The 12,819-nt window shown below is 62.2% G+C and carries 10 protein-coding genes; 5 read left to right on the top strand and 5 right to left on the bottom strand.

Features of this window, described 5'->3' with window-relative positions; genetic code table 11:
* The first annotated feature begins 55 nt into the window (after nt 1–55).
* On the top strand, nt 56–1,519 hold the full coding sequence (locus ACGSLL_RS16275) for an efflux transporter outer membrane subunit (RefSeq protein ID WP_394507089.1): 1,464 nt from the start codon (nt 56–58) through the stop codon (nt 1,517–1,519).
* 64 nt (nt 1,520–1,583) lie between these two features.
* Here ACGSLL_RS16275 and ACGSLL_RS16270 read toward each other — a convergent pair whose 3' ends face one another.
* The 4 genes from ACGSLL_RS16270 to ACGSLL_RS16255 form a co-directional block, all read right to left on the bottom strand.
* Nucleotides 1,584–2,855, bottom strand: a complete 1,272-nt coding sequence (locus ACGSLL_RS16270; protein WP_394507088.1) for an OmpP1/FadL family transporter — start codon at nt 2,853–2,855, stop codon at nt 1,584–1,586.
* 169 nt (nt 2,856–3,024) lie between these two features.
* Nucleotides 3,025–3,651, bottom strand: coding sequence for a TetR/AcrR family transcriptional regulator (locus ACGSLL_RS16265; protein WP_394507087.1), 627 nt, complete (start codon nt 3,649–3,651; stop codon nt 3,025–3,027).
* Between the two features lie 68 nt (nt 3,652–3,719).
* Nucleotides 3,720–4,883, bottom strand: a complete 1,164-nt coding sequence (locus tag ACGSLL_RS16260; protein ID WP_394507086.1) for an iron-containing alcohol dehydrogenase — start codon at nt 4,881–4,883, stop codon at nt 3,720–3,722.
* 34 nt (nt 4,884–4,917) lie between these two features.
* Nucleotides 4,918–6,660 (bottom strand): acyl-CoA dehydrogenase C-terminal domain-containing protein, encoded by a 1,743-nt coding sequence (locus ACGSLL_RS16255; RefSeq protein WP_459349942.1) that lies wholly within the window; start codon nt 6,658–6,660, stop codon nt 4,918–4,920.
* A gap of 114 nt (nt 6,661–6,774) precedes the next feature.
* Here ACGSLL_RS16255 and ACGSLL_RS16250 point away from each other — a divergent pair, with 114 nt between their 5' ends.
* Together ACGSLL_RS16250 and ACGSLL_RS16245 are read left to right on the top strand one after the other, a co-directional pair.
* Nucleotides 6,775–7,692, top strand: a complete 918-nt coding sequence (locus ACGSLL_RS16250; RefSeq protein ID WP_394507084.1) for a LysR family transcriptional regulator — start codon at nt 6,775–6,777, stop codon at nt 7,690–7,692.
* Between the two features lie 191 nt (nt 7,693–7,883).
* The gene (locus tag ACGSLL_RS16245; protein WP_394507083.1) at nt 7,884–8,843 is read left to right on the top strand and encodes an EamA family transporter; all 960 of its coding nucleotides are present in this window, start codon (nt 7,884–7,886) and stop codon (nt 8,841–8,843) included.
* 3 nt (nt 8,844–8,846) lie between these two features.
* Here ACGSLL_RS16245 and ACGSLL_RS16240 read toward each other — a convergent pair whose 3' ends face one another.
* Nucleotides 8,847–10,022 (bottom strand): XylR family transcriptional regulator, encoded by a 1,176-nt coding sequence (locus ACGSLL_RS16240; protein WP_394507082.1) that lies wholly within the window; start codon nt 10,020–10,022, stop codon nt 8,847–8,849.
* A 174-nt stretch (nt 10,023–10,196) separates the two neighbouring features.
* Here ACGSLL_RS16240 and xylA point away from each other — a divergent pair, with 174 nt between their 5' ends.
* The gene (gene xylA / locus ACGSLL_RS16235) at nt 10,197–11,513 is read left to right on the top strand and encodes a xylose isomerase (protein ID WP_394507081.1); all 1,317 of its coding nucleotides are present in this window, start codon (nt 10,197–10,199) and stop codon (nt 11,511–11,513) included.
* A gap of 148 nt (nt 11,514–11,661) precedes the next feature.
* A complete protein-coding gene (xylF, locus tag ACGSLL_RS16230) occupies nt 11,662–12,663 on the top strand; it encodes a D-xylose ABC transporter substrate-binding protein (protein ID WP_394507080.1) in 1,002 nt (333 codons plus the stop codon).
* Nucleotides 12,664–12,819 lie beyond the last annotated feature (156 nt).

The following is a 12,819-nucleotide window of genomic DNA, read 5'->3' as shown; positions in this document are numbered from 1 at the left end:
CGCCAGATTTTCGCTTCGCTCGGTTGAGCGTTGCCAAGCCCACACAGGAATTCCCATGCACCTCCTCCGCCCCATCACTCTTTTGCTCAGCGTCGGATTGGTTGCGGGTTGCGCGGTCGGCCCTGACTACCAGCGCCCCGCCGCCCCACTGCCGGAGCATTACCAGCGCCAGCCTGCCATGGCCGGATCTGCAGCCACGGCAGACAGCCTTGTCACTTGGTGGGAAAGCTTCAATGACCCGCTGCTGAACGCCTTGATCACTCAGGCACTGGAGCAGAACCTCGACCTGGCCCAGGCCACCGCGCGAGTCACCCAGGCACGCGCCGGGCTGGGCGCCGCGAACGCCGCGCTGCTGCCCTCGGCAAGTGTCAACGGCCGGGCCGCACGCGCTTACCAATCGGTGGAGACGCCACTGGGCCAAGTGCTCAATTCGACGCCCGGCTATGACCGCTATGGCAGTGCTTATGAGGTCAATCTCGAGGCTGGCTGGGAGCTGGATGTGTTTGGCGGACTGCGGCGAGACCGCGAGGCTGCGCTCGCCGAATACCAGGCGTCCGCCGCAGGACTCAGCGCGACACGCCTGGCAATCGCGGCGCAAACGGCGGATACCTACGTCACCCTGCGCGGCTTGCAGACACGCCTGGACATCGCCAAGCAACAAGCCAGAACCCAGCACGAGCTGCTGGAGAAAGTCCAATTGCTCTACAGCAAAGGCCTGGCGGCGAGCTATCAAGTGCGGCAAATCGAAGGCGAACTGGCGCAGGTCGAGGCGAGCGTGCCGGTGCTGCAAACCGGTGTGGACGCAGCAATCAATGCCATGGACGTGCTGCTTGGCACACCTGCCGGCACCCATCGAAGCCAATTGGCGCACGCCGCAAGCATCTCCGCCGCGCCGCCGCTGACGGCATTGGGCACGCCTGCCGACTTGTTGCAGCGCCGGCCGGACCTGATCGTCGCCGAGCGGCGGCTGGCGGCTGCCAACGCGCGCATCGGTGCCGCCATGGCCGAGTACTACCCGAAATTTTCCCTCGGTGCCTTGCTCGGCAGCGCAACGGCGGTGTCCGGCGGCAACCTGTTTTCCAGCGGCGCGAGCCAGTCCGCCGCCCTGCTCGGTCTGCGCTGGCGGCTCTTTGACTTTGCGCGCATCGACGCGCAGATCGATCAGGCCAAAGGCCAGGAAGCCGAAGCGTTGGCCGCATACCGCCAATCGGTACTGCGCGCCACGGAAGATGTGGAGAACGCGCTGTCGGCACAGGTCAATCGGCGCGTTCAGGCCAGCACCCTTGGCGCCGGCGAAGCGGCGTTGACCGAGGCTCGGCAATCGTCGTTCAGTGCTTATGAGAAAGGCGCCGCCAGCCTGATCGATGTGCTGCGCGCGGACCAGACCTTGCTGCAGACCGCCGATGCCCGAGCGCAAGCGCAAACCGAATCAACCCGTGCGGCGGTGGCGTTGTTCAAATCGTTGGGCGGTGGCTGGCAACCCGCCGAGCCCGCGCCCGCGCCTGTCGCGGCGCGCTGAGTCGCTGCGACAGGCGAAATCGAGCGGGCCGCAAGTCAGGCCCGCCCCGCACCGCACTGCTGGATCAGAAGCGGTAGCTGACAGACGTGCCGAGTCCACTGGCGCTGTTGCGGTATCGGGCGCTGTATGCACCTTTGCCGGCTGCGGTGTGGTTGATATCGACGCTCTCCTCCTGCAAGTAGGAATAGGCCACATCGATGGTGACATTCTCCGCTGGCGTCCAACCGGCACCGAGGCTGAACACCTTGCGATCACCGGTGGGGATGCGCGGCCCACGATTGGTGTTGTTGGCCGGCGACTGATCAACCGAGAACCCGGCACGCAGCACCCATTGGTTGTTCAGTTGATACGCCGCGCCAATCGCATGCGCCCAGGTGTCGTGCCAGTTCTGCTCTTCGCTGATGGTGCCCAACTGGCCGCTGAGCAACGGCGGCAAGCCGCTGTTTTCGATGGTCAGTTCCTTGAAGCGACTCCAGCGCGTCCAGGTACTGCCGGCATACAGCGTCCAGTCGTGATTGAGTTGATGGGTCACCGAGAAGTCCACCGACTCGGGGGTGTCGACGTTCAGCGAGGCGTCGTAACTGCGGCCACTGACGCCAAGCAGGTTGAAGATGCCATCGCTGACTTTGGTTTTCGCATCGAGGTGGTAACTGACCTTGGAATGATAGGTCAGGCCCAGGCGCGTCTGCTCGGTCGCCTGCACCATCACGCCTGCGTTAAAGCCCAGCGCGGTGTCGTCGCCAGTACTTTTGACTTTGCCGTCATTGCGCCCGGGGCTCAGCGGATTGGCGACCATCCCCGACAGCTCGCCACTGATGCGGTTGATGGTCGGGCCGAAGCCGATCGACACCTTGTCGTTGAACGCATAGCTGACGGTGGGCTGGAACGTCAGTGTCGTGACTTCGCTTTTATTGGCGTAATAGCGCCCGGCAAAACCGCTGTCGTAGTCGGTGATCAAGCCAAACGGCACGTAAAACCCGACACCGAAGGCCCAGTGCTCGTCGATCGGTTTGACGTAGTAGCCCATCGGCACCGTGGTGGTCGGCACCATGTCGCCGTCTTCCTTGCCGCCGAAGGTGCTGCGGGTGTGGCTGATATCGGATTTGGCGAACAGCGTCGCCTGCCCCACGCTCACCTGCTCTCTTTTCAGCCGCGCCATGCCCGCCGGATTGCCAAACACCGTGCTGGCGTCTTCGGCGGACGAAGAGCGACCGGCAAACCCCGAGCCCATGCCGCTGACGCTTTGCTCATTGAGCGCGAAACCACCTGCCAGCACATTGGAAGACGCGAGCACGACAGCCAGCCCGAGGGGATGCTTGAGTATTGTTTTTTTCATTATCAGGACTCTATGGGTATTTCTGAAATGGAACATGAAGAACCGCAGCGGCCCATATTATCCATGTGACCATTTACGTCAACAGTCACTTCCTGAACGTGTTGGATACGTTCTCGATGCGAGTTTGCGTCGAGAACATCAATTGCTTGGGAGGAGAATCAGCGCAGCATCAAGGCATCAGGCTGCGCAGGATCAGATTCGAGGTCAGCGTCGGCGCCACCTCGATGAAGTCCAGGTTGTGTTGCAGCATCAGCGGATTGACGAAGGGCCGCAGCGCCAGATGGATCGATTCGACGGTTTCGTCCAGCGGCGTCTTGCGTTCGAACTCACCGGCCGTGCGCCCGTCACGCACGATGTCAGTGATAAAGCCTTTGATCCGGGCGTCGTAACGCTGGGCACTCGGCCAGTTCTCGCCGGCTGCAAAGGCCGCGATGTCGTAGAGCTTGCGGTCGGTAAAGAACAACTCGACACCCGTAGCGATCACGGTTTTCACCAACTGGCGGAAACGCTCGGTCGGTGACAGCCCGTCTGCGCTGATCGCCAGTTCCACCGCCGCGACGATTTGCCCCAGGCAGTTGCCGCAGATGGCCTCGCCGATCGCCTGCTTGGAATCGAAGAACTTGTAGATGTACGCCTTGGAAAAACCGATGGCCTTGGCCAGGTCCGACACCGTGGTTTTTCCGTAGCCATACTGGCTGAAATGCTCGTTGGCCGCCGCGACGATCTGGTCACGAATCTCGTGATCGACCGGGCCGCGCGGGCCGGGGAAGGATGAGGAAGCTGAGGTCTGGTTCATCCCGGCAGCTTACTCACCTGATCAAAGGCTTACAACTGAGCCTCCCTGCCCTCACCGCGAATCCCCCATCACCACGCTGCCTGATAAATCGCCAACGCGTCGGCTTCGCTGACTTCACGCGGGTTATTCACCAGCAAGCGTTGCTGCTGCATCGCGTCACGCGCCAGTTGCCCGAGGCAATCTTCGGGCACATCGACGTCGCGCAGACGATGAGGCAGTCCGCAGCGCGGCGCCAACTCGGCCAGTTCGGCAATCAACTGCTCGGCCTGGCTGCGCCGATCGCCGATACGCACTCGCTCGCCGAGCAACGGCGCGGCCAGTTCGGCGTAATCCGCCTCGGCCACCGGCAGGTTGAAGCGCAGCACATGCGGCAGCACCAGCGAGTTGGACAAGCCGTGGGCGATATGGAAATGGCCGCCCAACGGATAAGCCAAGGCATGCACCGCCGCCACTGGTGCGTTGGCAAACGCCTGCCCGGCAAGACAGGCACCGAGCAACATGGCCTGCCGAGCGTCGAGGTTGCCACCGTTGTGCACCGCTTGATCCAGATGGGTCGCCAGCAGGCGCAACGCCTCACGGGCGAGCAGACTGGACAGCGGGTTGCGCTTGAGCTTGCTGGTGTAGGCCTCGATTGCGTGAACCATCGCGTCGATCCCGGTGGCTGCCGTGACCTGCGGCGGCAGGCCCAGCGTGCACACCGCGTCGAGCACGGCGAGATCCGGCAGCAACAAGGGCGAGACGATGCCCATTTTGCTGGTTTCGCCGGTGGTGACGATGGCGATCGGCGTGACCTCGGAACCGGTGCCCGCGGTGGTCGGCACCTGAATCAGCGCCAGCCGTGGGCCCTTGGCCTGATCGACACCGTACAGTTGCGTGATCGTTTGGCTGTTGGCTGGATGGGCGAGTAACGCGACCAGTTTGGCCACGTCCATCGAGCTGCCGCCGCCGAACCCGACGATCAGGTCGGCGCCGATATGCCGGGCGCGATCGACCGCCGCCAGTACGCAGTGTTCATGGGGATCGGCGCTGACGTCACTGAAAATCGCCACCGCCACTTTTGCTGCGCTGAACCCCGGCAGCACGTCATCGAGCAAGCCGAGCCGGGCGATCCCCGGATCGGTGACAATCAACACCCGACGGGCGCCACGCTCACGGCACAGGCTGGCGAGTCGCTGGGCGGCACCGGCTTCGCAAAGGATTTGCGCGGTGGTGGCAAAGCTGAAGGATTGCATCGGCACGACTCCTTAGGGTTATCCGGTCTCGGGTTCAGAAACTGAAGTCACTGGCCGCCATTGCCATCAGGCAGTTCGCCCCGCCGAGCAACGCGTCGCGATGGGCGCCGGCGCGCGGCAACAGGCGCCGCCAGTAGAAGTCTGCGGTGTGCAACTTGGCCTGGTAAAAGCCACTGTCAGCGCTGCCTTGCGCCAATGCCTGTTGCGCACGCGTCGCCGCTTGCAGCCAGAAACCGGCGAGCAGGACGTAGGCTGAATAGGCGAGGAAATCCACCGACACCGCGCCGATTTCCTGCGGATCACGCTGACACGCGGCGATGACTGCTTGGCCAAGCTCGCGCCATTCGCGCAAGCGCTGGCTGACTGCCTGAGCCATTTCCCGCAGCGGTTCATGCGCCTGGGCGGCTTCGGCCAGTTGCGCGAACTCGTCGATCAGCGCATTGAGTTCCGCACCGCCGTCACCGAGCAGTTTGCGCCGGATCAAGTCCAGCGCCTGAATGCCGTTGGTGCCCTCGTACAGTTGAGTGATGCGGCTGTCGCGCATCAACTGTTCCATGCCCCACTCGCGGATATAGCCGTGGCCGCCGTACAGCGCGACGCCGAGGCTGGCGACTTCCTGACCGACATCGGTGAAAAACGCCTTGACGATCGGAATCAGCAGCGCCGCCCGACGCTTTGCCGCTTGGTGATCCGCGCCCATGGCTTGTTCGAGATCGAGTTGCCGCGCGGTGTACGTGGCGAGCATCCGGCAACCTTCGGTCAGTGCTTTCTGGGTCAGCAGCATGCGCCGCACATCAGGATGGACGATGATCGGGTCGGCAGCCTGATCCGGCGCGACCGCACCTGCCAGCGAACGCGACTGCAAGCGTTCCCGCGCATAGCGCAGGCCACCCTGGAACGCCGCTTCGGCAATGCCCAGGCCCTGCAGACCAACCTGAAAACGTGCGTCATTCATCATGGTGAACATGCACGCCAGGCCCTGATTCGCTTCGCCCACCAGCCAGCCCTGCGCGCCATCGAAATTCATTACGCAGGTCGAGGTGCCCTTGATGCCCATCTTGTGTTCCAGCGCGCCGCAACTGAGCGTGTTGCGCTGGCCATCGGGCAGGACTTTCGGCACCAGAAACAGGCTGATGCCCTTCACCCCCGGTGGTGCATCCGGCAGGCGCGCGAGCACCAGATGAATGATGTTATCGGTGAGATCCTGCTCGCCGCCGCTGATGAAAATCTTGTTGCCGGTAACGCGGTAACTGCCGTCGGCCTCAGGCTGGGCGCGAGTGCGCAGCAACGCCAGATCGGTGCCTGCCTGCGGCTCGGTGAGGCACATGGTGCCGGTCCATTCGCCGCTGATCAGGTTCGCCAGATACGCTTGCTTCAGTTCCGCGCTGCCGTGGCGGTACAGCGCCAGCACAGCGCTTTCGGTGAGCCCGGAATAAACCCGAAAGGCCAGCGACGCCGACATCAGCATTTCGTGAAAGCACGCGGAGACCATCTGCGGCACGCCCTGGCCGCCGAACGCCTGTGGCCCGGTCATGCTCGCCCAACCGTTGTCGACGTATTGTCGATAGGCCTGACGAAAACCGTCCGGTGTGGTCACCTCGCTACAGTGCAACTGACAGCCCTGCTCGTCACTGTTGCGATTGAGCGGTGCGATGACTTCGCCGGTGAACCGCGCGCCTTCCTCGAGAATGCCGTCGAGGACGTCGCGGTCGAGTTCGACCTGCAATTGTCGGCAGTGCGCGCTGACGTCGAACAGTTCGTGCAAGACGAAACGCATGTCGCGCAAAGGCGCCTGGTAGTTCGAAGACGTAGTCACGCGCAGCGCTCCAATCAATAAAGGACAAGCGCCACCCTAAGCAGCGTTCAGATATTTTTGAAATTTAGAATTCCCATGGCATATATTCCGCGCATGAATATTTCCAACTTCGATCTGAATCTGCTGCGCGTGCTGGATATGCTTTTGCGTGAACAGAACGTTTCGCGCGCGGCCGAACGGCTGGCATTGACGCAGCCAACGGTGAGCAATGCCCTGGCGCGGTTGCGCGACCTGCTCGACGATCCACTGTTGGTGCGAGTCGGGCGGCGTATGTGCCCGACGCCGCGTGCGCTGGCGCTGGAAGGGCCGATCCGCGCGGCACTGCGGCAGATCGAGCAAACGCTGGGCAGTGGCGAGGCCTTCGAGCCGCAACACAGCCACCGGCAACTGCGCATCGCACTGACCGACTTCGTCGAACAACTGTGCATGCCAGCCTTGCTCGCACGCCTGCAAAGCGTGGCACCGCAGCTGCGCATCGACGTCGCCCACCTGACACCAAACCTGCCGGTCGAGGCGCTGGACCGCGGCGACCTCGACATGGTCCTCGGCCGTTTCAACGAGGTGCCGGCCCGCTTCACTCGGCAACTGTGGCGCCGGGAAACCTTGCGCATCGCCGTGCGCCGCGAACATCCACAGATCAGCGGCGCGCTCGACCTGCAAACCTTTCTGCAACTGCGCCACCTCTGGGTCCATGGCGGGCAGACGCGCGGCATGGTCGATCAATGGCTGGCCGAACAGAACCTCGAACGGCAAATCGTCTACACCACGCCAAACTACCTGCAAGCCGCGCACCTGGTGGCCGCCACCGACCTGTGCGTGGTGCTGCCGACGCAACTGGCGCAGCAATTCGCCGAATTGCTGCCACTGGACCTGCATGAATTGCCGTTCGCGCTGGAACCGTTCGAGCTCGATCTGGTGTATCTGAGCCATCGCCAGCACGACCCGGCGCTGGCGTGGCTGGCGGAGCAGATTCTGGCGATTGCGGCGCCCTGACCGGTCGAGTCGTACGATCTCGAACCCGCAACATAGCCAAGGGAAAATAGCCGCTTACCGAGCAGCAACAGGCTTCTTTGCTCTAAAGCACCCTTGCCCGCCCCTTCCCGATACGGTACAAACAGCGCAGTTGTACGACAACATAATAAAAATCCCGCGCCATCCTGAATGGCCACTTTTCGAGAACTGCCATGTCCCGCTCTACCATCGCACCGACCGTACCGCCGCCCTTCCCTCGCCACCTCGCCGTACTCATTCTGCTGTGCATGGGCTGTGCCTTCGCCGGCAACCATGTCGCCGCGCGAGTCGCGTTTGACGACGGTGCGGGGGTGTTGCTGGCCATTCTGATGCGTTCCGGCGGGACGTTGCTGGTGCTGGCAATGCTGGTGCTGTGGCAAAAACAGAGCCTGCGTCTGCCGCCCGGTGCATGGCGTTGGCAATTGCTGTTGGGGCTGCTGATCACGGCGCAAAGTTTGTGTCTGTATTCCGCCGTGGCGCGAGTGCCGGTGGCGCTGGCGCTGCTGGTGGCCAACGTGTTTCCGATTTTGCTGGCATTGCTCACCTGGGCGATGGGCGGGCCGAGGCCGACCGCACGCACCGCGATGTTGATGGGGTTGATTCTGGTGGGTCTGGTGTTTGTGCTGGACGTTCCCGGGCGCCTGTCGAACGCCGGCAGCGTTGGCCCGGATTGGTGGCTGGGCGTGACGCTCGCCTTCTGCGCCGCCAGCGTGTTTGCCTGTGCGCTGTGGATCACCGACCACAAACTGTCTCAGGTGCGCGGTTCGGCGCGCAGTCTGTTGACCATTTTCATTGTGTTCAGCAGCGTCAACCTGGCGGGCCTCACCGGCGCCCTGCCCGGCGGCCTGAACCTGCCGGCGACCTCGACCGGCTGGCTGGCTCTGGCCACGCTGGTGGTGTTGTACGGCACCGGCTTCATTGTGCTGTTCATTTCCGTGCCACGCCTGGACATGCCGCGTAACGCCCCGGTGATGAACATCGAGCCTTTGGCGACACTGCTGATGGGCTGGATCGTGCTCGACCAGATGCTCAGCAAGGGCCAGGTGCTCGGCGGAGTGATTGTGGTCACCGGCATTGTCTTGCTGACGTATCGCAAATCCGCGATCAAGGCAGAGGCGAAAGCGTCGGCCTAGTCGCTAACGCGCGCCTTGCTGATATTCACGCGGCGTACAACCCAGCTCACGGCGAAACACCGTGTGCAGGTATTGCGCCGATTTGAAGCCACAGGCGCGGGCCACATCGACAATCGCGGCGTCACGGTTCTCCAGGCCACTGGTCGCCGCCGCCAGTTTGAAACGCAGGATTTCGTCGTGGACGCTGCAGCCGCGCTCATGGCGAAAATGTGCTTCCAGCGAGGAGCGCGACACGCCGACGTAAGCCGCTACCTGCGCGGTCTTGATGCCCTGGCAGGCGTATTGGCGGATGAACAGCAGCGCTTGCATCACGTAGGGATTGCCCAACGGCTGGTGCAGGCTCGACACCTGCACATTGACCGCATCCGGCGGCACCAGAATCTGCGTGCCGCTGGCGGGCATGCCGTGGAGCATCTGGTGCAGCAGTTGCGCGGCGGTGCGGCCCATGGTTTCGGTGCCCTGAATCACCGAGCTCAACGGCACGCGCGTCAGGCTGCGCGTGAGCGGGTCGTTGTCGATGCCGATCAACGCCACTTGCTCAGGCACGGCGATGCCGGCGGTCAGGCACGCTTGCAATAACTGGCGGGCACGGGCGTCGCTGACCGCAATGATGCCGATCGGTTTGGGCAAGGCTTGCAGCCAGGCGATCAGTTGCTCGACGGCGCTGTCCCACAGCGGCGCGCTGGTGCCCATGCCGCGATAGACCTCGGCGCGCAAACCATCACGTTGCATCAACCGGCGAAAGGCTTTTTCCCGCTCCTGCGCCCAGCGATTGGCCTGCGCTTCGGGCAGGCTGAAGCAGGCAAAGCGTTGCAGCCCCGCTTCGATCAGGTGGTTGTAAGCCAGAGTGATCAGGGCGTTATTGTCGGTGGCGACATAGGGAATCGCTTTCGGGTAGGCCCGCGCATCTTCATAGGAACCGCCCACCGCCACCACCGGCAACTGGATGTCGGCCAGGGCCTCGCCAATCAGCGGGTCGTCGAAGTCGGCAATGATCCCGTCACCCTGCCAGCGCTCGATACCTTTCAAGCGGCAGAGAAAGTCTTCTTCCAGGAACAGATCCCACGAGGCGCGGGTGCTGCTCAGGTAGTTGCCGATGCCGCTGATGATGCCGCGGTCGTAGATCTTGCTGCCGTTGAACAACAGGGCGATGCGGTGAACAGGCGGTAGTGTTTTCATTGTTGTCGGCGCGTTCAGGGCCTCCATTCAAAGAGGCGGTCGGCACAGACTAGGCGCGTGCGCAGCGAATCTCAATACGCAAAATCGCACTGTGTGTTGGTGATTTTCATAATCTTCGCAGCCGGGGCCGTTGCTAGTATCGAGACACCGCCAAGAACAACAAGGACACCGTCCATGCCGTACTTCCCCGATGTCGCCCCGATTCGCTACGAAGGTCCAGACAGCGATTCGCCCCTCGCCTTCCGCCACTACGACGCCGACAAACTGATCCTCGGCAAACCCATGCGTGAACACCTGCGCATGGCCGCCTGTTACTGGCACACCTTCGTCTGGCCAGGTTCCGATGTGTTCGGCGCGGGGACGTTCAAACGCCCCTGGCACCACGCCGGTGACCCGATGGAAGTGGCCATTGGCAAAGCCTCGGCAGCCTTCGAGTTCTTCAGCAAACTGGGTATCGATTACTACTGCTTTCACGACACGGACGTCGCCCCCGAAGGCCAGTCGCTGAAGGAATACCGCAACAACTTTGCGCAAATGGTCGATCACCTTGAGCGCCACCAGGAACAAAGCGGCATCAAGCTGCTGTGGGGCACCGCCAACTGCTTCAGCAATCCGCGCTTTGCCGCCGGTGCCGCGAGCAATCCGGACCCGGAAATCTTCGCCTGCGCAGCGGCTCAGGTGTTCAGCGCGATGAACGCGACACAACGCCTGAAAGGCGCCAACTATGTGTTGTGGGGCGGTCGTGAAGGCTACGAAACCCTGCTCAACACCGACCTCAAGCGTGAGCGCGAGCAACTCGGGCGTTTCATGCGCATGGTGGTCGAGCACAAGCACAAGATCGGTTTCAAGGGCGATCTGCTGATCGAACCCAAGCCGCAAGAACCGACCAAGCACCAATACGATTACGACAGCGCCACGGTGTTTGGCTTCCTGCAGCAGTTCGGTCTGGAAAAGGAAATCAAGGTCAACATCGAGGCCAACCACGCGACGCTGGCCGGCCACAGCTTCCATCACGAAATCGCCACCGCCGCCTCGCTGGGGATTTTCGGCAGCATCGACGCCAACCGCGGTGATCCGCAAAATGGCTGGGACACCGATCAATTCCCCAACAGCGTCGAAGAAATGACCCTCGCCACCTATGAAATCCTCAAGGCTGGCGGCTTCAAGAACGGCGGTTTCAACTTCGACTCCAAGGTGCGTCGCCAGAGCCTCGACGAGGTCGACCTGTTCCATGGTCACGTCGGCGCCATGGACGTGCTCGCTCAGTCGCTGGAACGCGCCGCGGCGATGATCGAAAACGATCAGTTGCAAGCGCTCAAGGATCAACGCTACGCCGGCTGGCGGCAGCCTTTTGGTCAAGCGGTCATGGCAGGCGACTTCAATCTTGAGTCACTGGCCGAGCATGCCTTCACCAACGAGCTCAACCCACAAGCCGTCAGCGGCCGTCAGGAAATGCTCGAAAACATCGTCAACCGTTTTATCTATCGCTGATCCCGATGGGGTCTGTCGGCGCCTCGCCGCTGTGACAATTGCACGACAATTCTGTGCGTGCGGCGCCCGCAAATTCTCTACAGTTCTACCAGCCCGATATTCATCGTCAGGCCGTGTCTTTCAAACAAAAATAAAAGGACGCACCACCATGAAGAACCTCAAACGTACGCTCCTGGCCAGTGCTCTGGCACTGCTGTCGCTACCGGTACTGGCTGACGCTGCCCATCCGAAAATCGGCTTCTCCATCGATGACCTGCGGCTGGAACGCTGGTCGCGCGATCGCGATTACTTCGTCGCGGCGGCGGAAAAAATGGACGCCAAGGTGTTTGTGCAATCGGCCGATGCCAACGAGCAGAAGCAGATTTCGCAGATCGAAAACCTGATTTCCCGTGGCGTCGATGTAATCGTCATCGTGCCATTCAACGCCACCGTGCTGACCAATGCCGTGGCCGAAGCGAAGAAAGCCGGGATCAAGGTCGTGTCCTACGACCGGCTGATTCTCAACGCCGATGTCGACGCCTACATTTCCTTCGATAACGAAAAGGTCGGCGAGATGCAGGCCGGCGGCGTGCTCAAAGCCGCGCCGAAGGGCAACTACTTCCTGCTCGGTGGCGCACCCACTGACAACAACGCCAAGATCCTTCGTGAAGGCCAGATGAAAGTGCTGCAACCGGCCATCGACAAGGGTGATATCAAGATCGTTGGCCAGCAATGGGTCAAGGAATGGAACCCGACCGAAGCGCTGAGCATTGTGGAAAACGCCCTGACCCGCAACGACAACAAAATCGCCGGCATCGTCGCTTCCAACGACGCCACCGCCGGCGGCGCGATCCAGGCCTTGGCCGCGCAGCAACTGGCCGGCAAGGTGCCGATTTCCGGGCAGGACGCCGACCTCGCCGCCGTCAAACGCGTGATCGCCGGCACGCAAACCATGACCGTGTACAAGCCGCTGAAGCTGATCGCCTCGGAAGCGGCCAAGCTCTCGGTGCAACTGGCCCGCAACGAAAAACCCGCCTACACCTCGCAATACGATAACGGCAGCAAAAAAGTCGACACCATCCTGCTCACGCCCACCCCGCTGACCAAGGACAACATCAACTTGCTCGAACAGGACGGGTTCTACACCAAGGCGCAGATTGCCGGGCAGTGATCCTTTGGTTATGAGGAACCATGTGGGAGACCCCTTGTGGGAGCGAGCCTGCTCGCGAAGACGGTGGTTAAGCTTGCATCGCGATTGAACGTGCTGACGCCTTCGCGAGCAGGCTCGCTCCCACAGGTTCCGTGTTTTCTGAGCCCTTGGAATACG

The organism is Pseudomonas retamae (assembly GCF_043496865.1).
Lineage (GTDB): Bacteria > Pseudomonadota > Gammaproteobacteria > Pseudomonadales > Pseudomonadaceae > Aquipseudomonas > Aquipseudomonas retamae.
This window is presented reverse-complemented; position numbering and strand designations above follow the sequence as displayed.

Coding starts and splice junctions, on each gene's coding strand:
- ACGSLL_RS16245 (WP_394507083.1), top strand. CDS start 7,884: ATGTCCCGCTCTACCATCGCACCGACCGTACCGCCGCCCTTCCCTCGC.
- ACGSLL_RS16240 (WP_394507082.1), bottom strand. CDS start 10,022: ATGAAAACACTACCGCCTGTTCACCGCATCGCCCTGTTGTTCAACGGC.
- ACGSLL_RS16255 (WP_459349942.1), bottom strand. CDS start 6,660: ATGCGTTTCGTCTTGCACGAACTGTTCGACGTCAGCGCGCACTGCCGA.
- ACGSLL_RS16270 (WP_394507088.1), bottom strand. CDS start 2,855: ATGAAAAAAACAATACTCAAGCATCCCCTCGGGCTGGCTGTCGTGCTC.
- ACGSLL_RS16275 (WP_394507089.1), top strand. CDS start 56: ATGCACCTCCTCCGCCCCATCACTCTTTTGCTCAGCGTCGGATTGGTT.
- xylA (WP_394507081.1), top strand. CDS start 10,197: ATGCCGTACTTCCCCGATGTCGCCCCGATTCGCTACGAAGGTCCAGAC.
- ACGSLL_RS16260 (WP_394507086.1), bottom strand. CDS start 4,883: ATGCAATCCTTCAGCTTTGCCACCACCGCGCAAATCCTTTGCGAAGCC.
- ACGSLL_RS16250 (WP_394507084.1), top strand. CDS start 6,775: ATGGCATATATTCCGCGCATGAATATTTCCAACTTCGATCTGAATCTG.
- xylF (WP_394507080.1), top strand. CDS start 11,662: ATGAAGAACCTCAAACGTACGCTCCTGGCCAGTGCTCTGGCACTGCTG.
- ACGSLL_RS16265 (WP_394507087.1), bottom strand. CDS start 3,651: ATGAACCAGACCTCAGCTTCCTCATCCTTCCCCGGCCCGCGCGGCCCG.